At 73.3% G+C, this 25,570-nt stretch carries 22 protein-coding genes; 12 read left to right on the top strand and 10 right to left on the bottom strand.

What is annotated here, in order from left to right; translation table 11 throughout:
- Positions 1-79 precede the first annotated feature (79 nt).
- Complete coding sequence (locus ACWY4P_RS06055; protein ID WP_456209091.1) at positions 80-994, bottom strand: S1 family peptidase; 915 nt, start codon at positions 992-994, stop codon at positions 80-82.
- Positions 995-1,243: 249 nt separating this feature from the next.
- On the bottom strand, positions 1,244-1,750 hold the full coding sequence (locus ACWY4P_RS06050) for a mycothiol transferase (protein WP_456209090.1): 507 nt from the start codon (positions 1,748-1,750) through the stop codon (positions 1,244-1,246).
- Positions 1,751-1,935: 185 nt separating this feature from the next.
- On the opposite strand from ACWY4P_RS06050, the gene ACWY4P_RS06045 reads away from it, so the two are divergent.
- From ACWY4P_RS06045 to ACWY4P_RS06035, 3 genes are all read left to right on the top strand, one after another.
- Positions 1,936-2,724: a DeoR/GlpR family DNA-binding transcription regulator gene (locus ACWY4P_RS06045; RefSeq protein WP_456209089.1), complete on the top strand. Its 789-nt coding sequence runs from the start codon at positions 1,936-1,938 to the stop codon at positions 2,722-2,724.
- A gap of 344 nt (positions 2,725-3,068) precedes the next feature.
- Positions 3,069-3,818, top strand: a complete 750-nt coding sequence (locus ACWY4P_RS06040; protein ID WP_456209088.1) for a hypothetical protein — start codon at positions 3,069-3,071, stop codon at positions 3,816-3,818.
- Entirely contained in the window at positions 3,743-5,143 is a 1,401-nt protein-coding gene (locus tag ACWY4P_RS06035; protein ID WP_456209087.1) for a S1 family peptidase, read from the top strand. Before ACWY4P_RS06040 ends, ACWY4P_RS06035 begins: the two co-directional genes overlap by 76 nt.
- 43 nt (positions 5,144-5,186) lie before the next feature.
- Here the strand turns inward: ACWY4P_RS06035 and ACWY4P_RS06030 are convergent, their stop codons facing one another.
- Both ACWY4P_RS06030 and ACWY4P_RS06025 read right to left on the bottom strand, forming a co-directional pair.
- The gene (locus ACWY4P_RS06030) at positions 5,187-6,308 is read right to left on the bottom strand and encodes a hypothetical protein (protein ID WP_456209086.1); all 1,122 of its coding nucleotides are present in this window, start codon (positions 6,306-6,308) and stop codon (positions 5,187-5,189) included.
- The gene (locus ACWY4P_RS06025) at positions 6,305-6,682 is read right to left on the bottom strand and encodes a hypothetical protein (RefSeq protein WP_456209085.1); all 378 of its coding nucleotides are present in this window, start codon (positions 6,680-6,682) and stop codon (positions 6,305-6,307) included. The genes ACWY4P_RS06030 and ACWY4P_RS06025 overlap by 4 nt, the downstream gene beginning before the upstream one ends.
- A 124-nt stretch (positions 6,683-6,806) precedes the next feature.
- Between ACWY4P_RS06025 and ACWY4P_RS06020 the strand changes: the two genes are divergently transcribed.
- Positions 6,807-10,016, top strand: coding sequence for a CHAT domain-containing protein (locus tag ACWY4P_RS06020; protein WP_456209084.1), 3,210 nt, complete (start codon positions 6,807-6,809; stop codon positions 10,014-10,016).
- On the top strand, positions 10,016-11,572 hold the full coding sequence (locus ACWY4P_RS06015; RefSeq protein ID WP_456209083.1) for a hypothetical protein: 1,557 nt from the start codon (positions 10,016-10,018) through the stop codon (positions 11,570-11,572). Before ACWY4P_RS06020 ends, ACWY4P_RS06015 begins: the two co-directional genes overlap by 1 nt.
- A 34-nt stretch (positions 11,573-11,606) precedes the next feature.
- On the opposite strand, the gene ACWY4P_RS06010 is transcribed toward ACWY4P_RS06015, so the two are convergent.
- From ACWY4P_RS06010 to ACWY4P_RS06000, 3 genes are read right to left on the bottom strand one after another with little or no spacing between them, the layout of a single operon-like run.
- Positions 11,607-11,894, bottom strand: coding sequence for a DUF1876 domain-containing protein (locus ACWY4P_RS06010; RefSeq protein WP_456209082.1), 288 nt, complete (start codon positions 11,892-11,894; stop codon positions 11,607-11,609).
- Between the two features lie 22 nt (positions 11,895-11,916).
- Complete coding sequence (locus ACWY4P_RS06005) at positions 11,917-13,311, bottom strand: nicotinate phosphoribosyltransferase (protein WP_456209081.1); 1,395 nt, start codon at positions 13,309-13,311, stop codon at positions 11,917-11,919.
- A gap of 45 nt (positions 13,312-13,356) precedes the next feature.
- Entirely contained in the window at positions 13,357-14,505 is a 1,149-nt protein-coding gene (locus ACWY4P_RS06000; RefSeq protein WP_456209080.1) for an acyltransferase family protein, read from the bottom strand.
- Between the two features lie 248 nt (positions 14,506-14,753).
- Between ACWY4P_RS06000 and ACWY4P_RS05995 the strand changes: the two genes are divergently transcribed.
- Complete coding sequence (locus ACWY4P_RS05995) at positions 14,754-15,665, top strand: endonuclease/exonuclease/phosphatase family protein (protein ID WP_456209079.1); 912 nt, start codon at positions 14,754-14,756, stop codon at positions 15,663-15,665.
- A gap of 8 nt (positions 15,666-15,673) precedes the next feature.
- Here the strand turns inward: ACWY4P_RS05995 and ACWY4P_RS05990 are convergent, their stop codons facing one another.
- A complete protein-coding gene (locus ACWY4P_RS05990) occupies positions 15,674-16,552 on the bottom strand; it encodes a LysR family transcriptional regulator (RefSeq protein ID WP_456209078.1) in 879 nt (292 codons plus the stop codon).
- A 123-nt stretch (positions 16,553-16,675) separates the two neighbouring features.
- Between ACWY4P_RS05990 and ACWY4P_RS05985 the strand changes: the two genes are divergently transcribed.
- From ACWY4P_RS05985 to ACWY4P_RS05975, 3 genes are read left to right on the top strand one after another with little or no spacing between them, the layout of a single operon-like run.
- Complete coding sequence (locus ACWY4P_RS05985) at positions 16,676-17,044, top strand: YybH family protein (protein WP_456209077.1); 369 nt, start codon at positions 16,676-16,678, stop codon at positions 17,042-17,044.
- A 2-nt stretch (positions 17,045-17,046) separates the two neighbouring features.
- The gene (locus ACWY4P_RS05980) at positions 17,047-18,186 is read left to right on the top strand and encodes a flavin-dependent oxidoreductase (protein ID WP_456209076.1); all 1,140 of its coding nucleotides are present in this window, start codon (positions 17,047-17,049) and stop codon (positions 18,184-18,186) included.
- Between the two features lie 10 nt (positions 18,187-18,196).
- The gene (locus tag ACWY4P_RS05975) at positions 18,197-18,883 is read left to right on the top strand and encodes an alpha/beta fold hydrolase (RefSeq protein ID WP_456209075.1); all 687 of its coding nucleotides are present in this window, start codon (positions 18,197-18,199) and stop codon (positions 18,881-18,883) included.
- A gap of 230 nt (positions 18,884-19,113) precedes the next feature.
- Here the strand turns inward: ACWY4P_RS05975 and ACWY4P_RS05970 are convergent, their stop codons facing one another.
- Positions 19,114-20,076, bottom strand: a complete 963-nt coding sequence (locus ACWY4P_RS05970) for an anti-sigma factor RsbA family regulatory protein (protein ID WP_456209074.1) — start codon at positions 20,074-20,076, stop codon at positions 19,114-19,116.
- Between the two features lie 230 nt (positions 20,077-20,306).
- Here ACWY4P_RS05970 and ACWY4P_RS05965 point away from each other — a divergent pair, with 230 nt between their 5' ends.
- The 3 genes from ACWY4P_RS05965 (at position 20,307) to ACWY4P_RS05955 (ending at position 22,573) form a co-directional block, all read left to right on the top strand.
- On the top strand, positions 20,307-21,188 hold the full coding sequence (locus tag ACWY4P_RS05965) for an alpha/beta fold hydrolase (RefSeq protein ID WP_456209073.1): 882 nt from the start codon (positions 20,307-20,309) through the stop codon (positions 21,186-21,188).
- Positions 21,189-21,364: 176 nt separating this feature from the next.
- Positions 21,365-21,688, top strand: coding sequence for a hypothetical protein (locus ACWY4P_RS05960; protein WP_456209072.1), 324 nt, complete (start codon positions 21,365-21,367; stop codon positions 21,686-21,688).
- Between the two features lie 54 nt (positions 21,689-21,742).
- On the top strand, positions 21,743-22,573 hold the full coding sequence (locus tag ACWY4P_RS05955; RefSeq protein ID WP_456209071.1) for an SAM-dependent methyltransferase: 831 nt from the start codon (positions 21,743-21,745) through the stop codon (positions 22,571-22,573).
- Between the two features lie 128 nt (positions 22,574-22,701).
- Here the strand turns inward: ACWY4P_RS05955 and ACWY4P_RS05950 are convergent, their stop codons facing one another.
- Positions 22,702-25,536: an AfsR/SARP family transcriptional regulator gene (locus ACWY4P_RS05950; protein WP_456209070.1), complete on the bottom strand. Its 2,835-nt coding sequence runs from the start codon at positions 25,534-25,536 to the stop codon at positions 22,702-22,704.
- Positions 25,537-25,570 lie beyond the last annotated feature (34 nt).

The raw sequence follows: 25,570 nt of genomic DNA, 5'->3' as shown, positions 1-25,570 counted from the left end.
CGAGTGGCGGCCGAGGGAAGGGCTGACCGGCCGCCCGGGTGGGGCGGCCGGTCGCCGTGGCACGGGAGTCACGGGAGCCTTAGGGAATGGTCGCCCCGTGGTTGTTGAGCGCCTCGACCACCGGCTGGTAGTACGTGACGCCGCCGGTCTGGCAGTTGCCGGTGCCGCCGGAGGTCAGGCCGATGGCGGTGTTGCCGGAGAAGAGCGGCCCGCCGCTGTCCCCGGGCTCGGCGCACACATTGGTCCTGATCATCTGGTAGACGATGTTGCCGTTGCCGTAGTTGACCGTGTAGTTGAGCCCGGTGACGCTGCCGCCGTGCAGGCCCGTGGTGCTGCCGCTGCGCTGGACGAGCATGCCCACGAACGCGTTGCCGGCACCCGTGATGGGGCGGTAGGTGCCGTTGTAGAGGTTCACGTTGCTGGGGTGCGGCAACAGCGGGTTCGTGTACGAGATGTAGCCGTAGTCGTTGACGGGGAAGCTCGAGTAGGCCGTCGGGCCGATGGGCACGCCGAGCCCGGCGGACCAGCTCGGATAGCCGTTGGTGCAGTGACCGGCGGTCAGGATGTAGTACGAGGTGCCGATGTGCACATTGAACCCGGCCGAACAGCGATAGCCGTTGGACGAGTAGATCGGGTCTCCGCCGGAGAGCAGCTGGGTGAGTTTCCCTCGGGTGCGCTCGATGTGCAGGGCGCCGCCGGTCGGGCCTGCCGCCTTCTTGAGCGTGGCGAGCTCGGAGGCCGAGACGGTGCTGTCGACGTCGACGTGGACGGAGCCGCTGTCCTCGTCGACGGTCCACGCGGTACCGCCGACGTCCGCGGCGAGCATCGCGTTGCTCGCCGCCTTGAGCTCCGAGGCGCTGTAGGTCCGCGCGGGGTCCGCGAGCGCGGCCCCCGGCGCGGTCAGCGCGAACACGGCGGCCAGACCCGCTATGAGGGCCGCCGTCCGGAGGCGTCTCGCCGGGCCGCTTCTCCGGAGTGGGTGCTTGATCCTCACGACTGTCCTCCTGATGCCGGGGGTGAGGAGGTCCGCGCCGCGGCCGGTGTCCGATGGCGGCGCGGGCTCAGCGGGTGAATCCCTGTTGGCAACAGTGATGTCGGTATTCGCCTGGTACAAGGGGGGTTGGGCGGTACCGAAGGGTCGTGAGGAGTGGCGCGATCACGGCGATCATGCCCGCAAGCCGGCGCGCGCGCCGCCGCGCCCGAACGCGCGCCCCGGGCGCGGGGACGCGCTGCCGCCCCCGCGCTACCGTCGCCGCAGCACGCCGCGGATGAAGGCGGCCTGCCCGGCGTGCTGTAGATCGTCGGAGATGACGCTCACCAGCCGGACCCCCAGCGTCACCGGAGGGGTCCACGCCTCGTCCACGACGACGTCCAGATCGGCGTCGCGCAGCCCCCGGACGAAGCCGATCGTGTGCTCGTGGACGGCGTCGTAGTACCCGAGGAGCAGCTTCGGGGGCACCCGTACGGCGGCCACGTCCTTGGCCCGGTGCCCGTAGCCCGTCGCCGCCGCCGAGAAGGGCAGCTCGAACCGGTCGTGCCAGCCCTGCCCGGTCCAGATCTGTTCGGTCTCCGCGACCTCGGAGACATGGTCGTCCTGAACCCGTGTCAGGTGCCACACCAGCCAGGCGACGGTGTTGGCCTTGTCGTCGAGGCGAGTGGCCAACTGGTCCACCGTCAGCCCCTTCACCGCTTCGTGAACCGTCTCCTGGATGCGGCCGAAGGCGTCGGCCAGGACCTCTGCGCTGTTCATTCTCACGATCGTAGGCCGCCCGCCCGCGAGGCGCGGGAGCGACAGGCGCGCCAGGGTGGGCGGCACTGCATAAGAGTGCGTGTTTCTCGTCGATGGAGCGCGTAAACGCGCACTGTCGATCAAGAAGCGAGGGTGGCGGTGTGTGATTTCATGAACGCGGCAACCGTTTGACAGGGGGGAACGACATGGCGGCACCGCAGGAGCGATGGAACGCGCTGCTGGAACTGCTCACGCGCGACGGCCGGATCGAGGTCGAGGCCGCGGCGGCCGAGCTGGGGGTGTCGACCGCCACGATCCGGCGCGACCTCGACGAGCTCGCCCGGCAGCAGATGGTCACCCGCACCCACGGCGGCGCCACGATCAACGCCATCGCGTACGACCTGCCGCTGCGTTACAAGGCTGCGCGCAACGCCCCGGAGAAGGAGCGCATCGCCCATGCCGCGGCGGGCTTGGTGAAGGCCGGCGCGGTGGTGGGCCTCAACGGCGGCACGACCACCACCTCGGTCGCCCGGGCGCTGGCCACCCGGGCCGACCTCGGCTCGGAGGGCGCCGAACCCTCGTTGACCGTCGTCACCAACGCCCTGAACATCGCGAATGAGATGGTGGTGCGCCGCCATGTGAAGCTGGTGGTGACCGGCGGCGTGGCGCGCCCCGCGTCCTACGAGCTGATCGGACCGCTGGCCACCGAGGTGCTCGGGGAGATCACACTCGATCAAGTCTTCCTCGGCGTCGACGCGATCGACGTGGCCCACGGCGCGGCCGCGCATCACGAGGGCGAGGCCAGCATCAACCGGGAGCTGGCCCGCCGCGCCCAGCAGGTCGTCGTGGTCGCCGACTCCTCCAAGCTGGCCAAGCGGGCCTTCGCCCGGATCTGCCCGGTGGAGGACGTGGACGTGTTGGTCACGGAGGCGGCGGCACCGGACGCGCTGATCGAGCCGTTCGCCACGGCAGGTCTGCGGATCATCCGAGCCTGACACTCCGTCATGATGAGTTGCCCATGAGTGGAAGCGTTGACACCTGACGTATCGCTCCGGATTATGAACAGAAAAGAGCAAGAACTTGCAGTGGTGGTAGGCCGGGACATCGAAGTCCCCTCCGCAGGAGGACACGAGTACGCTTCCCGCCACGCAGAGACGGCAGATCGCTCGCCGCCGCACCGATGTCACCGACTGGACCTGGCGCGACGGCGTCCTCACCGTCACCGCGGACACCACCTTGGACGGTGCCACCGTCGAGGCCCGGATCATCCCCAAAGCCGACCGGGACCGCTTGAGTTGGGACGTCCGGGGCGGCGGCCACCGGCCCGCTGGTCACCCGGGTGGCGGCCGGCGCCTCGTACACCAGCGGCGCCCCGGGGACGGCCGCCGCGGCGGCCCGGCTGATGGCCGGCACGGGGGTACGGGAGCCGTACCGGACCGTCACCTTCAACGACGCGGTCTTCGGCGAGTCGGGGGACACCCTGGCCGTCGAGGGCGCGGGGGCCGATCTGTGGGGCGGCACCAATGAGTTCGGCGCGATCTACCGCTCCGGCGCCCTCGGGGCCGACTCGACCGCCACGGTGCGGGTCGTCTCCCAGGACGCCACGGGCGGCTGGGCCCGCGCCGGGCTGATCGTCCGCAACGACCTCGCGGCGAACGGCTCGGCCGGATATGTGAACCTGGCGGTGACCCCGTCCAACGGCTGTGCGCTGTCCTGGGACACCGGCGAGGACGGCACCTTCGACTCCGTCGCCGTGAAGGGCTCCTTCGCCGCCCCGGTCCAGCTGCGGCTGACCCGCTCCGGTGGCATGTACACCGGTGAGTGCAGCGCCGACGGCGGCCAACGGGTGGAACGGCGGCCGCGGCATCGCCGAATTCGCGGATTTCAGGGTCACTTGACGTCGTGGGTGAGCGGAACGGCGCCGCGGTCCGTATGGAAGGGAGGCCCATGCCGTCCCGGGCCCCGGCGGCCGGGGGCGGCGCCGTGCTGGAACGACGTTAAGGAGGCAGGGTGGTGGGACACACGCGGCGCAGGGCGCACCGTGTCGCACGCCTCGTGGCCATCGGGGCAGTGGTGTGCGGCGGCCTGATGGTCTCTCAGGCTGCGGCGGACGGATCGCCCGCCCACGGGTCCGGCGACGATCCCACCCGGGTCCTGGAGGCGAGAGACGCCCGGGACGCCAAGCTGGCCAGGAGCCTGGTGGACAAGCTCGGCACCTCCCGTACGGCGGGCAGCTGGATCGGCTCCGACGGGCGGGCGGTGGTCGCGGTGACCGACGCGGAGGCGGCGGACCAGGTCAACCGGGCGGGGGCGCGGGCCAAGCAGGTGCGGTACAGCATGCGGCAGCTGCGCTCGGCGACGGAGACGCTGCGGGAGGCGCCCCGGGTGACCGGGACCGCGTGGGCGGTGGACGCCGTGTCCAACGAGGTGGTGGTGCTCGGCGACAGCACCGTCTCCACCGACCAGTGGTCACGGATGAAGGGCGTGGCCGCGGGGATCGGCGGCGAGGTGCGCATGGAGCGGACCACCGGCTCCTTCACCACCCGGACCCTGGGCGCCGAGCCGATCTTCACCCAGGGCGGGCGCTGCTCGGCCGGCTTCAACGTCACCAACGGCCAGACCGGGTTCATCCTGACCGCGGGCCACTGCGGTCCGAGCGGCACCGCGTGGTTCGCGGACACTCAGGGAAACACCAGCGTCGGCACGACGGTCAGAAGCGACTTCCCCGGCAGCGACTTCTCCCTGGTGCAGTACCAGAACACCGCCTTGGACCAGAGCAGCGTGCTGAACGTCGGGAACGGGCAGGCCGTGCGGATCACCGGTGCCGCCGACCCGGTCGTCGGCCAGAAGGTGTTCCGCAGCGGCAGCACCTCAGGGCTGCGCTCCGGCTCGGTGACCGCGTTGAACGCGACGGTGAACTACCCCGAGGGCACCGTCAGCGGGCTCATCCAGACCAATGTGTGCGCCGAGCCGGGCGACAGCGGGGGACCGCTCTTCGCCCAGAACGTGGCGCTCGGCGTGACCTCCGGCGGCACCGGCGACTGCACCAGCGGGGGCGTGACCTTCTTCCAACCGGTGACCAAGGCGCTGACCACCCTCGGCGTGTCCATCCCGAACGCCCCGGCGAGCGACGGCGACGCGGCGGGCGCGGCGCCCACCACCCCTGCCGACGGCGCGGACGCGGCGGCCCCGGGCGGTGCGGGCGGTCAGGGCGGTCAGGGCGGCCAGGCGAACCCGATTATTCCGGGCACTCAGGGCGACACCTCGACCCTCGCCGGGATCGTGGCCTACGCACAGGGCCTCGGCCCCGGGCTGGCGCTCATCGGCGCGGGACTCCTCGGGTTCCTCGCCACGCTGCTCATCCGGCCGGGCCGTCGGGGGTACCGCGGCGGCTACTCCACGCGGTGGGGGTGAGATTCCCCAGCCGTCGGCCCGACCACCTCACCCCCGCACCGGTTCAGGCCCCCTTGCGGACCCGCTCCCGGATCCGAGCCCCGACGTCGGGGGTGACCCAGCCCGCCGGAAGCGCGAAGCCCAGGTCCTCCGCGAGCCGGGCGGCGTGCAGATCCGTACCGGACTCCACGAGGTCGCCGAGCGCCGCCGCGCTCCGGCGGACCCGCCACCAGCCCGTGGCGAGCACGGCGGGCGCGGCGAGGGCCGCCGGATACCACCAGGCCCCGACGAGGAGACAGGCCAGCCCCCACGCGAGGAGCGCGCAGGCGTCGGCGAAGCCGGTCCTGGCGGCCGTGATGTCCGCGCGCACCGCGTCGGGGAAGGTGATCCACAGGCGGGGCCAGACCATGTCGAGGTCGAGCCCGTACTGCCCCGCCACGCGCTCGCCGCAGGCGTGCAGCCGGTCGGCCGCCCAGGTGGGCCGGGCGGGCGGTGCGAGGGCGACCCCGTTGCGGGCGGCCGCGTGCCGGGCGGCCTCCCGCCGCAGCCGTCTCGCGGCGCGGCCCAGGTCGGCGGCGGCGCGGGCCTGGGCCGCGGCGGCCCGGTCCCGCGTGGCGCGGGCCCGCTCCTCGGCCTCGGCGGTGCCGGCGCAGGCGTCGGCGCCCGACTGATCGCCACGGGCGCGGTGGTCCCGCTCGGCGGCGCGGGCCCGGTCGCGGGCCTCGCGGTGGGTCCGCTCGGTGGTGAGCTCCCGCTCCCGCGCGTCGCGGTGGCGCTGCTCGTCACCCAGGGCGCGCTCACGGTCCCGTACGGCGGTGAGGTACGCCCGGTGCGCCCGGGCCCAGCGGCCGCGCCGCCACCGGACCAGCGGCGCCGCCGGCCCCCGCCGCCAGGGCGCGAGCAGCGCGGCCTCCACGCCGGCCGCGAGCCACCGGGCCAGCGCTCCGGCGAGCGTGGCGGCGGCCAGGATGCCGACGGCGGCGAGCACGGCGGCGGCCGGCCGCTTGTCGTACGCCGCCGCCGCGTCCCGCAGCGCGTCCTCCAGCAGTCCCACGTCCCAGGCGTGGGCGTGCCCCAGGACGTGCGCGCAGGCCAGCACCATCAGGAAGACGAGCCCGGGGACGGTCAGCAGGGCGCCCCACCGCTCCGCGAGCTTCTTGCCGATCTCGGACAGGAACGAGTTCACGGGCCGGGCTCGAATTCCAGCGGCTTGCGGAACACGTCGCACATCGGCACCAGCCCGCCGGGGGAGCGCCGTTGGTGCCGCCCGCACAGCTCCAGCGGACACCGGTACTCGCCCTCCGGTGGCGGAGTGGGGCGCTGCCCCGGCAGCCGGGTCTCCGGAAGCGGGGAACGGGCGTCGTCGGTGAGCCCTCGGGACCGCCAGAAACGCTCCAGGAGTGCGGCGAGCTCCTCCCCGGTCGGGTCCGGCGCGTCGGGGTCGTCGAGGCGGCGGAGCGCGTCGAGCAGGTTCCGCAGTTCGTCGTGGCCGCCGCGGCGGGTGGCGTCGCGGCGCAGTCTCGACAGGTTCTCGCACAACCGTTTGAGATCGGAAGCCACGTTCGATTCCTCCCCGTCATTCTTTGCCACCGAGGTGTGATGCGGATCAGCATTGTCCTGGCTGAAGGGGGCCGCCCGGTACAGTTTTTGATGATTAGTCGGACGGGCCGTTACGGGGGGCACGGTGACGGAAGCGGCGGACAGCGACGCACACCTGGATGCGATGATCCGGCGGCTGGAGGCCCTGGCCGGCGCCATGGCGCCGGGCGATCCGCTCCGGGGGGCCGTCCTGAACGACCTGGGCGGCCTGCTGAGGCAGCGAGCCGAGCGCTACGGCGACCTCGCCGAGGCCGAGCGGAGCGTGACCACGCTGCGCGCCGCGGCCGACGCCACGCCCGACAGCGACCCAGGGCTCCGCCATACGTGGATCACCCTCGCGAACGCCCTGGTGTGCCACGCCGAGCTGGGCGGGACGCCCCGCGCGGCGCTGCTCGACGAGGCCGAGGACCGGCTGCGCGCCGCGCTGAACGGGGCGGCTTTCCCCGGGGCGCCGTCCGACGACCTCGCCGCCGCGACCGCCTGGAACAGTCTCGGCGCCCTGCTGCGCGGGAAATACGACCGGACGGGTGAGCTGCCGGTGCTCGAGGAGGCCGTCGAGGCGGCCGGCCGGGCCGTGGCCCTGGTCGACGAGGGGGACGCGGCTCACGTCCTGTGGACGGGGAACCTGGGCGTGGCTCTGCTCGACCTGGCGCGCGAGAGCGGCGACCGGACACGGCTGCTGGAGGCCGTGAAGCTGCTGGAGCGGGCGGTGCGCGGCTGCGACGGCCAGGCGGCCCACCGGGCCATGTTCACCTCGGCGCTGGCCGTGGCGCACAGGCGGCTGGACTCCTCCGGGGGAGGCGCGGAGGCCGACACGGTCGCCCTGCACCGCGCCGCGCTGGACGCTCTGCCCCCGGGACATCCGGACCGCGGGACCGCCCTGCTGAACCTCGCCGCGCTGCTCGCCGACCGGTACGAGCGCACGGGAGACCTGGACACCGTCACGCAACATCTCGACCTGCTGCGCGAGGGGCTGGCGGCGACCGCGCCGTCGGGCAGGGACCGCACCGTGCTCACGCTCGCGCTGGCCCAGTCGCTGACCCGGTTCCGCACCCTGGACGCCTCCCGCCCGGCCGAGGCCGAGGAGCTCGCCCGTGCCGTCCTGGCCGACCCGGACGCCGAAGCGGACCAGACGTCCCTGGCCAGGGGGTTGTTGGGGTCGCTGGTGCTCGACCGGTTCCGCCGGTCGGCCGAGGACGACATCAGGACGCTCCGGGCCAGAGCCGCCCTGGTCGCCCAGGAGGCGATCGAGGACGGCTATCCGCTGCGCGACCACCCCGCCCCCGCGACCGGCCTGGAGGCCGAGCCGCTGTCCCTCGGGAGGGGCGACGGCGAGCTGCTGGACGAGGCCGTCGCCCACCTGGAGGGCGCGGTGGCCGGCGCGTCCCCGCCGCGGCGGGCGGCACCGAGGTCCTGGCTGGTCGGCGCGGTGCGCAGCCGCTACCGCCGCACGGGCGACGTGGCCGAGCTGGACCGTGCGGTGACGCTGTGCCGACAGCTGCTCGACGAGGACGACCCGGATCGCCTCGCCCGTGCGCTGTCGCTGGTCCGGCTGGGGGACGTGCTCACGGAGCGACACGCCGCCGGGGGCGGGCGGCCCCTCCTGGCCCAGGCCATGGAGGTCTACCGCCGGGCGGCCGCCGACGACGCGGCGCCGACCTCCATCAGACTGCCGGCGGCACGCGGGTGGGCGGAGCGCGCGGTGCGGCTCGGTGAGTCGCGGCAGGCCGCGGACGGCTATGCGCTCGCGCTCGACCTGCTGGAACTCGTCTCGTGGTCCGGCGCGGACCGCCCCGGCCAGGAGACGCTGATCGGCTCCGCCTCGGGGCTGGCCCGCGACGCGGCGGCGCACGCCATCGACCGGGGGGATACGGCACTGGCGGTGGAGCTGCTGGAGCAGGGCCGTGGCGTGCTGGCCGCCCGGGTGCTGGACGCCCGGCGCGCGGCCCGCGGACTCGCCGCCGTGGCCCCGCGGCTCGCGGAGGAGTTCACCAGGGCTCAGGCCGAGGTCGATGCCGGGGCCGGGGCCGAGCCGGGCCCCGAGCCGGGCCAGGGGGGTCTCGGCCGGCTGGAGTCGACGCAGGCCCGGCTCGCCGCGGTCGAGCGCAGGGACGCGCTGATCTCGCGGATCCGGGAGATCGAGGGCATGGCGGGCTTCGCGCGCAAGCCGTCGTACGACGAGCTGCGCCGCGCGGCGGACCAGGGCCCCGTGGTGCTGGTCAACATCAGCGAAGCGCGCTGCGACGCGCTGATCGTCACCGCGCAGGGCCCGCCGCTCCATGTGCCGCTGCCCGAGGTCGGCCAGGAGCTGGTCCAGGCACACGCCTGGCGGTTCCGGGTGGGGCTCGGGCTGCTACAGGACGACCGGGGAGACGACGGGGACCTGCGCTACACCGGGCGGGAGCTGGTCCTCGGCGCCATCGAGTGGCTGTGGGAGGCCGTGTGCTCGCCCGTGCTCGCGGAGCTCGGGTTCACCCGGCGGGCCGAGGACCCGGCGGCCGCGCCGCGCGTGTGGTGGTGCCCGACCGGCCCGCTGACCGCCCTGCCGCTGCACGCCGCCGGTCTGCACGGCTCGCGGCTCGACTCGCAACCGCAGACCGTCCTGGACCGGGTGGTCTCCTCGTACACGCCGACTCTGCGGAGCCTGATCCACGCCAGGGAGCGTCACCGGGCGACATCGGACGAGGCCCGCCCGCCCCTGGTGGTCGCGGTGCCCGAGTCGCCGGGTGTCCCCCGGCGCCTGGAGCAGGTGGAAGGCGAGGCGCGGGCCGTCGCTGAGCGGTTCCCCGCCGCCCGTACGCTCATCGGCCCGGAGGCGACCCGCCGGGCCGTGGCGGCCGCCCTCGCGGACGCGCCCTGGGTGCACTTCGCCTGCCACGGGACCGGTGCCGACCGGGCTTCCGGCGGCGGCCCCGCGCTGTTCCTCGGCGACGGCCCGCTGTCCCTGTCGGACCTGCCGCGCAGCGGTCCCGAGGACGCCGAGTTCGCCTTCCTGTCGGCCTGCGAGAGCGCCCGCCCCCACGGCGAACTCGACGACGAGGCCATCACCGTGGCCTCGGCGCTCCAACTGGCCGGGTTCCGGCACACCATCGGAACGCTCTGGTTCATCTCCGACCGGAGCACGCCTGAGATCGCGGCGCGGGTGTACGAGGAGCTCGGCCGGGCGGGCTCGGTCCCCGGGGCCCTCGACGCCGACCGGGCCGCCGTGGCACTGCACCGCGCCGTACTGGCACAGCGGGCGGCGTCGCCGCACGCGGTGACGACCTGGAGTCCCTTCGTCCACTTGGGGCCGTGATGAGTGAGGGCACCGCTGAGCGTCAGCGGATCATGAACAGGGTGCACGACCGGCTGGACGCCTTCGTCCGACTGGCGCGGCCCGACCTGTTGCTGGCCTCGGCCGCGGAGCGGGACGTCACCCTGCTCCTGGACTTCGCCAGGCCGCGCAACCTGGACCGGGGCAGTGCCGAGGACGCGGAGTTCCAGCACGCCGCCCTGGAACTCGCGGCCTGGTTCCACCGGCTCCGGGTGCGCATGAAGATCGCCGCGGATGAGTCACCGGCCGAGGACGACCCGGACGCCGAGATGGCGGCGCGCCTGTTCACCGTCCTGGCGCGGGCCGACCCGCACCGCGCCCCCCGCTTCCTCAAGCCACTCGTAGACCAGTTGGACCAGCTGGGCCAGCTGGATCAGCAGCAGCGGCGGACGGAAGGGGGCGGGGCGGCGGCCGCCGACGGGCCCCCGGGGCCTCAGGTCGACCGGGCCGCGGCCGCCTTCCAGTCGGCCGAGTCCCGGCAGGACGTGGAGGCACTGACCTGGTCCATCGCCGCCTGCCGTCGCACCGTCGAGGACACCGAGCCCGGTACCCCCGCGTATGTGAGCGACCTGTCCATGCTCTGCGCGGCGCTGCGCACCCGGTCCCAGACCCTGGGCGGCGAGCGCGACGCCCAGGAGGCCGTGGAGATCGGCCGCCGGGCGGTGGCGGAGGCCCGCGTGGTGGGCGCCCATCTGACGCAGTGCCTGAACCACCTGGTGCTGGCGCTGACCTACCGGGGCGCGCTGACCGGCCGCGCCGAGGACCACGACGAGGCGATCGCCCTGGGCCGTGAGGCCATCACCGGCCTGGAATCCGGCGCGGATCCGCAGGATCGCCGCATGCTGCCCACGCTGTACTCCAACCAGGTGAACGCGGCGCTGTCGCGCTACGGTCGGGGCGGTAGCCCGGCCGACCTGGAGGAGGCCGTGGCGGCGGGGCGGCGCGGGCTGGAGCTCGAGCGGGAGCTGACCGGAGCGCAGGACCCCGGTTCGCTGACCAATCTGTGTCTGGCGTATCTGGAGCGCTACGGGGCGCGGGGCGACGACGCCGACCTCGCCGGCTCGCTCGAGGCGGGCAGGCGCGCCGTCGAGGCGGCGTCGCCCGGGTACCCCGTCCGGGCGCGGGCGCTCAACAACCTCGCGCTGGCCATGATCCAGCGGGTGCGGCGCACTCTGGATCCGCGGGACCTCGAAGAGACGATCCGCGTCGCAGAGGAGTCCGTGCGGCTTTCCGCGGAAGGCAGCATCGAGTCCGCGCTCCGGGCGGCGAACCTCGCCGAGCTGCTCGCCTGGCGCTTCCAGGAGGGCCGTGACCGGGCGGACATCGACCGCGCCGTGGAGCTGCTGCGCGGCGGGATCGAGATCGCGCCCTTCGGCCATCCCAAGCGGGACGAGTTCCGCTTTCAGCTGGCCAATGTGTTGCGGGAGCGCTTCCAGGCCCTGCGCCAGTTGGAGGACGCGCAGGAGTTCACCGTCCTGCTGGGGGAACTGCGGCGCCGTGGCGGGTCGCTTCCGGGTCTTGACAGCCTGTCCCTGTGACGGTGCGGGGCACCACCCGGCGCGGGCGCACCGCTCACAGGGCCCATCCCGGCGCCGGACGGATCCGCGGCGGGTGCGAGACGATCTCGCCCTCGATATCGTGTTCCGCGGCGATCAGCAGCTGTTCGCCCAGGTCGTGCATGGCCCGCCCGGCCGCGAGCTCGTCGCCGATCTCCGGCACATCGTGGTCGTCCGGGCTGCACCGGGCGACGCCCCGGCCGGTGAACGAGGTGTCCTTCGTGTCGAGCACCACGCGCGCCTTGGTCGTTCCCTGGTCCTCGTAGAGGTAGAGGTGGACCTTCCACTCCACTGTCTGCGGCATGGCCGACTCCTCACCTGATTTCTCACCTGATGGTGGTCCGGTGTGATCCGGACGCGGCTTGTTCGGGGCTTCCCGGCCGCGCGGCGGCGAGCTCGCGCTCGATGCGGCCGCGCACCTCCGTGTCGAGCGCGGCCAGGCGCTCGGAGACGACGGGGCGCTGGGCGGCGGGGGCGCGGATCCGGCGGGCCGGGTGCGGAAGGTCCGCCAGGTCGTCGCGGAACCGCTGGTGGCTCTCCGCCAGGGTGGCGCGTGCGCGGGTGCGCTCGCCGCCGCGCATCACCGTCTCCAGCACCGGGCGGCCGTACGGGGCGGGGTCCTCGTCCGCGAGGCCGATCACGTCGGGCTGCCCGGTACGGCGGAAGACCTGCTTGGGGCCGGGGGCCGTGGCCTTCGCCGTGGAGAGCTTCATCACCGGCCGCCCGTCGTACGCGACCAACTTGTAGGCCGAGTCCAGGTACGGGGCGTCGGCACAGACCCCGACGCGGGTGCCGACCGCGTAGCTGTCGATGGGCGCCGCGGAGCGCACCAGATCCTCCACGGCGTACTCGTCGAGGCCGCCGCTGACCACGATCCGCACATCCTCGAGGCCGGCGGCGTCGAGGATGGAGCGCGCCCGCCCGGCCAGCAGGCCGAGGTCCCCGCTGTCGAGCCGGATCGCCCAGCCGGAGCCCCGGGTGCCCCGGTCCAGGTCTCGCAGCACGCGCGCCGCCGTGTGGACCCCCGACTCGGTGTCGTACGTGTCCACCAGCAGCGTCACCGGTCCGGGGTGTGCCCGGGCGAAGGCCCGGAACGCCGCCTCCTCCGACTCGAACGCCTCCACGAACGAGTGGGCCATCGTGCCCACCGCGGGCAGGCCCTCGGCGCGGGCGGCCGCCACATTGCTGGTCCCGGCGAATCCCACCATCCCGCCGAGCCGTGCCGCGTGGAAACCCGCCTCGGGCCCGTGGGTGCGGCGCAGCGAGAAGTCCACGACGGGACGCCCCGCCGCCGCGAGGACGCAGCGGGCGGCCTTCGAGGCGATCGCCGTCTGATGGCTGAGCCGGTTGAGCAGATACGTCTCGACGAGCTGGGCCTGGGGCAGCGGTGCGGTGACCTCCAGCAGGGGCTCCCCGGCGAGCACGACCCGGCCCTCCGGCACCGCCCGCACCTGGCCGGTGAACGCGAGGCCGAGCAGTGGCCGCAGCTCGTCGGCCGGCCGCCCCAGCACCGCGGCGAAGTCCTCGATGTCCTCGGGGTCGACGCGGAAGCCGGACAGGAAGTCCAGCGCGGACTCCAGGCCCGCGCCGACCAGGAAGCCGCGGTCGGGTGGCAGGTCCCGGACGAAGAGGCTGAAGGTGGCCGGGCCGGTCATCCCCTCGCGCAGATAGGACATCGCCATCGTGACCTCGTAGAGGTCGGTGGTCGTCGCCTCGGACATCGACGGCACCTCCTCAGTGCCTGTCTCGCGCGGATATCACCCACTCTAATGAGTGTCTTGCCCTGTTTTGATGTGTTGCGTCTTGTTCGTGGAGTTCTTGGTGGCGTCCTGGGGAGTGCCCTTGGCCTCGCGCCGGAAGGCCCAGGTCATCCGGGGTTCGACCAGAGGGCGGAAGACGCGCCGCACGGGGGCGGTGCACAGCAAGGTGATCATGGCGATCGCGGCGGCCGTGACCGTCAGCTCGCCGACGGGGGTGTGCAGCCATGGATGGTCGTACCAGCGCCAGAAGCGAGACGACTTGATCACAAAGCCATGCAGCAGATAGCCGTACATCGTCCCCATGCCGAGCGCGGTGATCCACAGCTGCCGCCCGGGCACCCAGGCCAGGAAGACGGCCGTCAGTACCAGCGCCAGCAGGAAGAGCGCGGGTGTGGTGAACACCCCGGCCCAGGCCGGCACGCCCAGGCCCGTCACGCTCCCGCGGTGGTAGAACCACCCCGCGTCGAGCCGGGGCGCCAGCGCGTACGCGGCGACCAGCGCCCCGGCGCCGACCGGCAGCGCGGCCAGCCGGGCCCGCCGGGTGCGCAGCCGGGTGAAGTGCTCCGGCCGCAGCGACAGTCCCAGGACGAAGTAGGGCAGGAACGACAGCACCCGCTGTAGGGCCAGATCGCCGCCCACTTCCGGCGAGATCGAGGCGAGGACGGCCAGGGCCAGCGCGATCGGCATCGGGTGGCGCAGGGCCAGCCACAGCGGCGTGGTGAGTCGCCAGATGAACAGCGCGACCAGGAACCACATCACATACCAGGGGTCGAGCAGGCTGATCGGATAGCCCGGGTCGTCCTGTGCCCAGCGGTAGAAGAGGGTGTACGCGACCTCGAAGACGAGGTACGGCACGACGACTCCGGTCAGGAGCCGCCGTATCCGCCCGGGCCCCAGGTCGAAACCGCGCGAGAAATATCCTGATATCAGAGCGAAGGCCGGCATGTGGAAGGCGTACACCGTGAGATACACCGCGGTGACGGCCCGGCTGCCGTAGGTGAGCGGTTCCCAGGCATGACCGCAGGCCACCAGCACGATGGTGAGGTACTTCGCGTTGTCGAAGTACGGGTCGCGCTTGCGGCCCCCGGCCCCGCCGCCTCGGGGCGGAGCGGCGGCCGGCGGCGTTTGCACGCGCGTGGGACTGTCCTGCTGCACTGAGTCTCCCGGGACACCTTTTGATCGAAATACCTGATCGAACGTCATCGGACCCGAGGGCGCCTGCCCCGGCTCGGCCTCCTCATGGCAGATCACCGCGAGGAAATCGCCATGAGAGAAGGCGCGAGGGGTGGCCCGGCGGCAATCCGCGGGTAGTCCTACGTTTCAAAGCACGGTCACCGCAGGTCACTTCGCCCACACCGCGAGGCCCGAGACTTGGGGCCATCGCCGGACCTTACGGAGGAGCCATGCCCGCACCTGTGTTCAGCCGTCGCCACGGCATGCGCGCCGCGGCCGCCGCGGCCCTCGCTCTGCCACTCGCCGCCCAGTCCGAGAGCACCGCCGAGGCCGACTCCGCCTCGGAGCGCGACGCGCGGCTGCGCGTCATGACCTTCAACCTCCGCTTCGCCTCCGACGCCGAGCCCAACTCCTGGGCGCAGCGCCGCCCCGCGATGCGGGAGTTGCTGCGCCGCGAGGCCCCCCAGCTGCTGGGCACCCAGGAGGGGCTGTACGGCCAGCTGCGCGACATCGCCCACGACGCGGACCGGTCGGGGTTGCGCTACGACTGGCTGGGCACGGGACGGGCGGGCGGCAGCCGTGACGAGTTCATGGCCGTCTTCTACAACACCGATCGGCTCGAACCGCTCGAGTACGACCACTTCTGGCTGTCCGACACCCCGTATGTGATCGGGTCCAACACCTGGGGCGGGGCAGTGGTCCGCATGGTCACCTGGGTCCGCTTCCATGACCTGCGCACCGGCGGGCAGTTCTACGCCCTCAACACCCACCTCGACCACCGCAGCCAGCCCGCCCGCGAGCGCGCCGCCGCCCTGATCACCGAGCGGCTCGGCGGCCTCGACCCGGCCCTTCCCCGCATCGTCACCGGCGACTTCAACGTCGCCGCCCACGGCAACCCGGTCTATGACGCGATGCTCGACGGCGGCTCCCTCGTCGACTCCTGGGACGCCGCCGAGCGGCGCAGCGCGCGGTACGCGACCTTCCACGGCTACCAGCCGCTGGTCCCGGACGGCGACCGGATCGACTGGATCCTCACCTCACCGACCGTGCGCACCCACTACGCCGCCATCAACCCCTACTCCCGGAACGGCCAGTTCCCCAGCGACCACCTCCCGGTGCAGGCCGTCCTGGAGCTGTCCTAGGCCTGCCCTTAGCCTCCGATCAGTCGCCGGGCGCGCCCGATCAGGGCGCGCGCAGCGGGGCTGATGGGGCCTTCGGCGCGCCAGGCGAACGCGAGGGCCCCGCGCAGCGCGGGCCGGGTGATCGTGAGGGCCCGCAGGTCCTCGCGGCGCCGCGCGATGCCCGAGGGCACGATCGCGACGCCCAGGCCGCGCGCCGCGAGCTCGGCGAGCACGGCGGGGGTGCCGGCCTCGAAGGCGATATGCGGGGTGAAGCCGGCCGTGGCGCAGGCCTCGTCGAGCAGTGAGCGGATGCCCGCGCCCCGGGGCAGGCTGATCAGCACCTGGTCGCGCAGGGCGTCGAGCGGGATCGTCGACCGCTTCGCCAGTTCATGGCCCCGGCCGACCGCCGCGACCACCGCGTCCTCGGTGACGATGTGGATTTCGAGGTCCGGTGGCGGCGTGGTGCCGTAGGCGATGATCGCCGCGTCCAGCCGGCCGCCGCGCAGCGCGTCGACGAGCCGGTCGGAGCTGTCCGCGGTGAGGGTGATCTCCACCGCCGGGTGGTCCTCGTGGAACTCGGCCAGCAGCGTGGGCAGATCGACGTTGTGGGAGGTCACCGTGCCGATGGCGACATGCCCGCGGACCAGCCCGGTCAGCTCCTCCACGGCCATCCGCACCCCGGACACCGCCGAGAGCGCGGCCCGGGCGTAGGGGAGGACCGCCGCGCCCACCTCGGTCGGCCGCACGGAGCGCCCCGAGCGGTCGAGCAGCTCCTGCCCGAGCTCATGCTCAAGACGTCTGATCTGCGCGCTGACGCCCGGCTGGGCCACGTGGAGCCGCTCGGCCGCCCTGGTGAAGTTGGCCTCCTCCACGACGGCCACGAAGTATTCGAGCTGCCGAAGTTCCATGACGGCCGATGCTATAACGAATGCTTCTGGTAAGCAGCACAACCAGCTCTTGGACTTCTAGATCGCGGGGCCGCAGAGTGGAGGTGTCAGCAGGAGAAGGACGCGAGAGAGCAAGGAGCAGCCATGACCCACCAGGACACCACGCGCGAGCGGGCCACCGAGCCCGAGGACCTCACCCGCCTGTTCGTGGAGCGGGCCAATGCCGGTGACGCCGAGGGCCTCGCCGAGCTGTACGAGCCCGACGCCGTGCTCGCCTTCCCGCCGGGGTCCCGGACGGTCGGCCGCGAGGCGATCCGGGAGGTGTTCGAGCGGATGCTGGCGCAGGTGCCCCACTTCGAACCGGAACCGGCGCTGCCGACCGTCCGCAACGGCGACCTCGCCATCACCTCGACGCGCCCGGCCGACAACACCGGCGGGCGGGTCCAGGTCGTACGGCGGCAGCCCGACGGGAGCTGGCTGCGCGTCATCGACCGCCCCGAGATCAGGGACTGACCGTGCGGGTGCTCATCGCCGGGGCCGGGATCGGCGGGCTGACCGCCGCGCTGACCCTGCACGCGGCCGGCATCGAGGCCACCGTGATCGAGGCCGTGCGCGAGCTGCGCCCGCTGGGCCTCGGCATCAATCTGCTGCCGCACGCGGTGGGGGAGCTGACCGCGCTCGGCCTCGACGAGGACCTCGCCCGCATCTCGGTCGCCACCGCCGAGAACGTGTACTGCGACCAGTTCGGGAACACCCTCTTCACCGAGGAGCGCGGGCTCGCCGGGGGCTACCGGTGGCCGCAGTACTCCGTGCACCGCGGCCGGCTTCAGTCGCTGCTGCTGGCCGCCGTGCGCGACCGGCTCGGCCCGCACGCCGTCCGCACCGGCACCCGGCTGCTGGACTTCGAGCAGGATGCCGACGGGGTCCGGGTCCGGGTGCCCGGGGCCGAGATCGAGGCGGCGGCCCTGGTCGGCGCGGACGGGCTGCACTCGGCGGTGCGCGCGCGGCTGCACCCGGACCAGGGCCCGCTGCTGTGGTCGGGGGTACGGATGTGGCGCGGGGCGGCCGAGGCCCCGCCGTTCCTCGGCGGCCGCTCGGCGGCCATCGCGCGCGGCGCGGGCAACGCCGAACTGATCGTCTATCCGATCGGCCCGTCCCTGGTCAACTGGGTGGCCATGGTGCCGGTGGCCGAGCCGGGGCCGCTGCCGGGCGACGCGAACTGGAACACCCCGGGGCGCGCCGAGGAGGTGCTGGAGTACTTCGGCGCCTGGGACCTGGGCCGGCTCGACGTCCCCGCACTGATCAAGAACAGCCCGGTGATCCTCGAATACCCGATGGTCGACCGCGACCCCCTGCCCACCTGGGGCGAAGGGCGGATCACCCTGCTCGGCGACGCCGCGCACCCCATGTACCCGGTCGGGGCCAACGGGGCGTCGCAGGCCATCGTCGACGCCCGGACGCTGGCCGAGGAGCTCGCCCGTGACTTTCCCCGGGGCCTGGCCGCCTATGAGAAGGCGCGACGGGAGGCCACCGCCGCCGTCGTCGCCGCCAACCGCGAGATGCAGCGCTCGGGGGACGCCCGGTCCCCGGAGGAACTCGGGCGGATCACCACGACCTACCGGCGCGCCACCCGCGCCGACCACCACCAGCACTGAGGAGCACCACATGGCCACCTTCGTCCTCGTCCCCGGCGGCTGGCACGGCGGCTGGTGCTACGAGCGGCTCGACGGACAGCTGCGGCAGCACGGCCACCGCGTGCACACGCTCACGCTCACCGGCTTCGGCGACCACGCGCGGCCGCTGAGCCCCACGGCGAACCTCGACACGCACATTCAGGACGTGGCCGACGTGCTGACGGCCGAATCGATCGAGGACGCGGTGCTGGTCGGGCACAGCTACGGAGGGATGGTGATCACGGGGGCCGCGGACCGGGTGCCGGAGCGGGTGGACTCCCTGGTGTACCTGGACGCCTTCGTGCCCGAGGACGGCGACTCCTGCTGGACCCTCGCCTCCGACGAACTGCGCGCGTGGTACCTGGACGTCGGGGAGACCGGCTACGCGGTGCCGCCTCTGCCGTACCTCGACCCCCGCGCCACGCCCCATCCGCTCGCCTCGCTCCTCCAGCGGATCCGGCTCACCGGCGACCTCGGGCGCTTCAGGCGCCGGGAGTACGTGTACGCCACGGGGTGGGACGGCGAGTCGCCGTTCGCCCCCACCTACGCGCGGCTGCGCGAGGACCCGCGGTGGACGGTGCACGCCGTGGAGGGCCGGCACAACCTCATGCGGGACGCGCCGGACGAGCTGCTGAAGATCCTCCTCGAGGCGGCGCCGGAGCCGAGTGTTCAGGGGTGATGAGCCCCCCGCCGGGCGCCGAGCAGCCAGGCGTCGAGCAGCCGGGCCGCACCAGCCCCGCGGCTCCTCCCAAGACCCCGCCGAGCACGGCGCGGCGTGACACCTGAAGTCCGTTCATGACCGGCACGGTAGCGGCGTGGCCGGACAGCGGAAGGCGACGGCGCGTGAACACCTCCGGAACACGCGCCATCACGGTGGGCGACCGCCGGTCAAGGGAGGCGCCGGGACACTCAGATACGGGTGCGCAGCCTGATGACGGTGCCGTCCGTGTCGGCCTGCATCTGCACCACATCGCACAGCATGCGGACCCCCCACAGCCCGAACGCGGGATCGGAGTCGGCCGGCGGAGAGAAGCCCCACAGCGCGTCCGGGTACCAGTGGCCGGGGCCGGAGATCTCGCCGACCAGGTCGCCGTTGTCGGTCCACATCCGGAGGGTGGCCGGCGCGCTCCCGTGCCGGACGGCGGTGGTGGCCACCTCGGCCACGGCGGCGACCATGTCGCGCAGCGCGTCCCCCGCCAGCCCATGGCGGCCGGCCCGCTCGGTGGCGAAGACGCGCAGGGTGTCCAGATCGGCCGTGTCGATCGCCATCGTCTCGGCCAGCCGAGGGGCGCGGGGGAGCGGCCGGCGGTCGCAGGTGGCGATGAACGGGCCCGGGTCGGTGTACTCCTCGCTCCTGCGCGGCCCGTGTCCGTCGATCATCTCGGGGTGGGTCTGCCGCGCGTAGTCGAGGATCTCGGGGTGCAGCGCCTGCCGGTCGTAGCAACAGATCACGCGCGCGCCGGAGTCGCTGAACGCCGCGTTGACGATGGACTCGTAGCGCGCCCACTCCACGACCTCGAGCGGGGTGCGCCCCTGCCACACCGGCTCGGCGACCAGCCGGGCCCGGCGGGGCTTCTCGGCCTTGATGTAGGCGTGGTACGCGGCGATGGTCCGCACCGGGTGCTGGTACCAGTTGAGCGCGTCCTCGAACTGCACCGACGAGGCGTCCTGACCCAGGGCGTCCCGCAGCGCGATGATGTTCGGCTTGGAGGCGACCACGGCGACGGCGTCGTCGGCTTCGAGACCGGCGCGCAGGAAAGGCACACTGACCGAGACCACCTCCTCCTCGTCCTGGTAGAGGAATCCGCGGTGCACCATGGAGTCGTGCTGCTCCGCGACTCCACTGCTCTGGCCGGTGCTCTGGCCGGTCATAGGGCCTCCCTCGCGCTGCGCCGGAAAATCGCACACGCGTCCGCGACTCGGAAGTCAGGACGGTGTGATGCGCAGTCTGCCATCCTCGCCTGTACACCGCACGGGGGCCCTCAACATCGAACAATGCCTGAACGCAACGGTGTTGCGCGACGAACGGGCCGGGCGGACGGTTGGCCGGGGTGTGCCCGCGGCGCATGGACGCGCCTTGGGGGGTGGCATAGCATCCGGGCGTGACACAGCTGAAGTACGTCAACGCTAATGGACTTGAGTTCGGTTATTTCGAAGCGGGGCCGGCTGACGCGCCGTTGGCGCTGTGCCTGCACGGCTTTCCCGACACCGCGCACACCTGGCGCCATCTGCTGCCCGCCCTCGGCGACGCGGGCTACCACGCCGTCGCGCCCTTCCTGAGGGGCTACGCGCCCACCGGCATACCCGCCGACGGCGCGTACCAGGCCGGCGCGCTGGCCGCCGACGCCAACGCGCTGCACGACGCGCTCGGCGGCGATGGCGACGCCGTGCTCATCGGACACGACTGGGGCGCGATCGCCACCTACGGCGCCACCGCCCATTCCCCCCAGCGCTGGCGGCGGGCCGTCACCATGGCCGTCCCTCCGCTGGGCGGGGTGCTGGCCGATTTCTTCGGCTTCGACTACGGCCAGTTCAAGCGCTCGTTCTACATCTTCCTGTTCCAGACGCCGCTGGCCGAGGCGGGTGCCGCCGCGCACGACATGGCGCTCATCGACGGCCTGTGGCGCGACTGGTCGCCGGGCTATCACCACGCCGAGCAGGACATCGCCCACCTCAAGGAGAGCCTGCGGGAGCCGGCCAACCTCGAGGCCGCCATCGGCTACTACCGCGCCCTGTTCGACCCCTCGCGGCACCTGGAGAAGTACGCCGCCGAGCAGGAGGCCATCACCCGCACCGGGGAGCGGCCCACCCTCTATCTGCACGGTACGGCCGACGGGTGCATCGGCGCCGACGTGGTCGGCAGCGCGAAGGACCACCTCCCGCCCGGCTCGCGCGTCGACCTGGTCGAGGGGGCGGGACACTTCCTGCACCTGGAGCGGCCCGAGGCCATCAACCGCGAGATCCTGGCCTGGCTGGCCGAATAACACCCCTTGTGGGGGTTTGGCTCGTCCCCGCGTGACACGGGCGCAACCTGGGCGGCGGATCCGGTATACCGGGTCCGCCGCCCGGTTTACCGCCGCTATACCGCCGCTACCCCGCCCTCTTCGATGCTGGACACATCGCTACAGCCGCCCGGTAGGGATGCGTCTGGAGAGGGCCAGTGAACGTCGACCAGCAACAGCAACAGCACACCGAGCACGATGCCCTCTACGCCTGGAGCACCTATCAGGTCTCCGGCGGAGTGGAAGGATCCGGCCCGAGCGGCACCTGCCGCGCGGAGAGGACCGCACGCGCCTGCCTCGAAGCGGCGCTGCAGGCCTCGGCGGTCCACTCGGACGTGTACTCCTGGGGGCAGCTCAGCCGGGTGCGGGCGGACGTCGATCTGCCCTTCCACCTGTGGTCCCGCGCCCCGGTCGCCTGGGCGGAACCGGGGCCGCGGGAGACGGTCACCTGGCGGCCCGGGCTCGCGCCGCACGGACAGTGACGCGTAACGGCATGCGGTGAGGCGGTGGCAGTGCTCGTGGCAGGGGAATTCGGGATGAACAGCAGCGGGGCCGGCATCGGGCTCAGGACACCGGGAATCCGGCAGCACGCCGGACACGGCCGCCACCAGGAGCGTGAGGCGAACCCGGCCCGGGTCTACAACTATCTCGTCGGCGGCAAGGACAACTACCTCGCCGACTACGAGCAGGCCCAGCGCTTTCTGAAAGTCGCCCCCGAAGTCAGGGATACCGCGCTGTCCAACCGCCGCTTCCTGGCCCGCGCCGTGCGCCACCTGGCCGACGACGGCATCACCCAGTTCCTGGACATCGGCGCGGGCCTGCCGGTGAACCCGAATGTGCACGAGGTCGCGCAGGCGGTCAATCCACGGGCCCGGGTGGTCTACGTCGACAACGACCCGATCGCGGCGAGCCATGGACGGGCGCTGCTGGCCGGCTCCGGCACCACGACGATCAGGGCCGATCTGCGCACCCCCGAGCAGATCCTGGACCACGAGGAACTGCGCCGGCTGCTCGACCCGAAGCAGCCGGTGGCGATCGTGCTGACGTTCGTCCTCGACTACATCGCCGACGCGGACGACCCCTACGGGCTCATCGCCCGGCTCATGGACTGGGCCGCGCCGGGCAGCTGTCTGATCCTGTCCCATGTCACCGGCGACTTCACCCAGAACCCGCTCCGGGACTGGACCGGGTTCACCGGCCCCGTCGCGTCCGCCTCGCGCGACCGGTCGCAGATCCTGGACTTCTTCACCGGGCTCGACCTCCTCGAACCCGGGCTGGTGCAACTGCCGCTGTGGCGGCCGGGCATCGGCGCCGAGCACGACCCGTCCCGCGTCTGGGCCTACGGCGGCGTCGCCCGCAAGCCGTAACCCCGCAAATATCTGGTTGACCGCGTCGTCCCCATGGTCGACTACATGCGCGGGCGGCGTGAGGACGGCGCGCGTCCCCACCGGGCCTGAGCAACCCCGGCCGAGCCGCACGGGCCCGAAACCGGGTCTCAGCGCGGGCCGGGGCCGATCTGCAGCGTCATACAGGCGGGGAAGAGCCCGCTCCAGGTGTGCCCGCGCCAGCTCTCGTAGGTGCCCGGCCGCTTCCACACGGGCAGGGCCTGGTCCAGGTGGATCCGGCCCTCGGGGAACTTCCCCTGCTCCATGTACGTGATCCCCATCTCGTACAGGGCGAACCCCTGGTGGTGGATGTCGCCGGTCCGCCGCGCGCCCTCCAGGCTCTCCTGGAAGCAGGCCAGGGCCTCCTCGGGGTGGCCGAGACCGCGGTGGGCCCGGCCGAGGTTGCCCAGGCCGACCACCTCGGCCGCCAGGTCGCCGGTCTCCCGGGCCAGGGCCAGCTGGCGCTTCTGCAGGTCGACGGCCTCCTCGTGGAGCCCCAGCTCGCACAGCGCGTCGGCAAGGTTGCACAGCGACCGCAGCTCGCCCTCGTGATGGTCCAGTTCACGCCAGATCTCCAGCGCGGACTCCAGGCATTCCCGGACGTCGTCGTACGCGTGCTGTAGCCAGTACGCGCCCGCGAGGTGGTCCAGCGCCCACGCCTCGCTCTCCAGGTCGCCGAGGCGGCGGGCGGCCTGGATCGCCAGCTCGTTGACCGTCTGAAGGTCCTGCGCGTGTGCCCGCGGATAGAGAAACCACTGGAGCGACTGCGCCAGCCACACGCCGAGACGCGCGACCGGCTCCGGCCGGTCCACGGCGTAGGCGACGGCGGCCAGCAGGTTGCGGAGTTCGGCCTTCAGCCAGGCGTCCGCCTCCGTACTGTCGCCGAGCGGGACCACCGCGCCGGCACCGGCGCCGTCGACGGGGCGCCCGGGCCGGGGGCGGAGCGGATCGAGCAGGGTGACCGCGTGCTGCGCGGTGGCCAGGTAGCAGGACAGCCCGCGCGCCACGGCCGCCGACCGCTCGGCCTCGGAATCCTCCTGCTCCGCCCGCTCGGAGGCGAACAGCCGGAGCAGGTCGTGCATGTGGTAGCGGATCGAGTCCGGGCTCTCCAGGAGCTGTGCGTCGACCAGCCGCTCCAGCGCGCTCTCGGCCCGGCTCGCGCTCAGACCCAACAGGGCGGTGGCCACCGGGAGGCTCACATCCGGCCCGGGCAACGCGCTCAGCAGCCGGAACGCCCGCGCCGCGTCCAGGTCGTCGGACCGCCGGCCCTCGCGGAAGCCGTCGTAGCTGACCTGGAAGCTGGTACGCACGGCCAGGTCGCCGAAGCTCAACTCGTCCAGCCGGCCGCGCGCGTCGGTCAGCTTGGTCACCAGGGTGCGCAGCGGCCGGCCGGGGCGGGCGGCCAGCCGGGCCCCGGCGATCCGCAGCGCCAGCGGCAGCCCGCCGCACAGCCGGGTGATGGCCTCGGCCTCCTCGGGCTCGGCCCGGACCCGCTCCGCGCCGACGATCCGCTCCAGCAGCGCCACTGCCTGGTCAAGGGGGAGGACGTCCAGGTGCAGATGGGTGGCGCCCTCGAGGGTGGTGAGCATCTCGCGGCTGGTGACCAGCGCGCTGCAGCCGGGCCCGGCGGGCAGCAGCGGGCGGACCTGCTCCACGGAGGCGGCGTTGTCCAGGATCACCAGCAGCCGCCGGCCCGCCGCCAGCGAGCGGAACTGGGCCGACGCCTCGTCGGTGGAGCTGGGGACGCTGGAGCCGTCCACCCCGAGGGCGCGCAGAAACCGGCCGAGCACCTCACCGGGGTCGAGAGCCGTCAGCCCCGCGGTGGCGCCGTGCAGATCGACGTAGAGCTGGCCGTCGGGGAACCGGTCGGCGAGCTGATGCGCGGCGTGGATGACCAGGCTCGACTTGCCGACCCCGCCGGTGCCGTCGATGGCCGCGATCATCACGGGCCGCCCGCCCGCACCCCCGTCGCCGCCGTCGGCCGCGGCGGCCCCGGAGCCGTCGTGTTCCTCGGCCTCTTCGATCAGCGTCCGTATCACGGCGACCTCGCCGTGGCGCCCGGTGAAGGCGGGGCTGGCGGGCGGAAGCTGGCGGGGCCCCCGGGGGGCGGCCCGAGGGGGCGCGGCGGGCGTCCCCCGGCTACCGCTGGGCGCCCCCTCCGCGGCGCGGGCCGGCGGCGGCATCAGGGTTTCGTCGGCGGCCAGGATCCGCTGGTGCAGCCGCTGTAGCGCCGGGGTCGGCTCGACGCCGAGCTCCTCGGCCAGCGACCGGTGCAGATCGCGGTACGCCGCCAGGGCGTCGGCCTGCCGTCCGGACCGGTACAGCGCCAGCATCCGGCGGCCGCGCAGATCCTCCCGGAAGGGGTGTTCGGCCGTCAGGGCCTCCAGCTCGCCCAGCACCGAGGCATGGCGGCCGCACCGCAGATCGGCCTCGATCCGGGCGTCCACGGCCTCGAGGCGGCACTCCTCGAGCCGCGCGGCCTCCGCCTCCACGGCCGGGGTCGGGGGCACGCCCTGGAACGGGGCGCCGCGCCACAGCCCCAGCGCCTCGCGCAGCCGCTCGGCGGCGGCCTCGGGCGCGTCCCGGTCCAGACCGCGCCGCCCCTCCTCGACCAGCTGCTCGAACCGGTGCGCGTCGAACTCGGCGGCCTCCACGGTGAGTCGGTACCCGTGTGCCTTGTAGCCCTGCTTGTCGGTGATCAGGACCTCACCGGACTCATCGCCCAGGGTCTGCCGCAGCCGCGACACGTAGGTCTGGAGCAACTTGCCCGCGCTCTGCGGGCGCCCCTCCTCGCCCCACAGCTCGTCCATGAGCCGGTCGGTGGGCACGGTCCGGTTGGCGTGGCACAGCAGCACCGCAAGCAGCATGCGCCACTTGGCGGGGCCGAGGGAGATCCATCGGCCGCCGTCCCACAGCTCAAGCGCCCCCAGGACCCGATACCGCACCCGTTACCTCCGAGGCCCTCGGCCCAAGCCCGGC

The organism is Streptomyces sp. LZ34 (assembly GCF_053890475.1).
This window is presented reverse-complemented; position numbering and strand designations above follow the sequence as displayed.

Bases quoted from the DNA above. Each gene is read 5' to 3' on its own strand.
- ACWY4P_RS06050 (WP_456209090.1), bottom strand. From the start codon at position 1,750: ATGAACAGCGCAGAGGTCCTGGCCGACGCCTTCGGCCGCATCCAGGAG.
- ACWY4P_RS06045 (WP_456209089.1), top strand. From the start codon at position 1,936: ATGGCGGCACCGCAGGAGCGATGGAACGCGCTGCTGGAACTGCTCACG.
- ACWY4P_RS06015 (WP_456209083.1), top strand. From the start codon at position 10,016: ATGAGTGAGGGCACCGCTGAGCGTCAGCGGATCATGAACAGGGTGCAC.
- ACWY4P_RS06010 (WP_456209082.1), bottom strand. From the start codon at position 11,894: ATGCCGCAGACAGTGGAGTGGAAGGTCCACCTCTACCTCTACGAGGAC.
- ACWY4P_RS06005 (WP_456209081.1), bottom strand. From the start codon at position 13,311: ATGTCCGAGGCGACGACCACCGACCTCTACGAGGTCACGATGGCGATG.
- ACWY4P_RS05995 (WP_456209079.1), top strand. From the start codon at position 14,754: ATGCCCGCACCTGTGTTCAGCCGTCGCCACGGCATGCGCGCCGCGGCC.
- ACWY4P_RS05990 (WP_456209078.1), bottom strand. From the start codon at position 16,552: ATGGAACTTCGGCAGCTCGAATACTTCGTGGCCGTCGTGGAGGAGGCC.
- ACWY4P_RS05985 (WP_456209077.1), top strand. From the start codon at position 16,676: ATGACCCACCAGGACACCACGCGCGAGCGGGCCACCGAGCCCGAGGAC.
- ACWY4P_RS05975 (WP_456209075.1), top strand. From the start codon at position 18,197: ATGGCCACCTTCGTCCTCGTCCCCGGCGGCTGGCACGGCGGCTGGTGC.
- ACWY4P_RS05970 (WP_456209074.1), bottom strand. From the start codon at position 20,076: ATGACCGGCCAGAGCACCGGCCAGAGCAGTGGAGTCGCGGAGCAGCAC.
- ACWY4P_RS05955 (WP_456209071.1), top strand. From the start codon at position 21,743: ATGAACAGCAGCGGGGCCGGCATCGGGCTCAGGACACCGGGAATCCGG.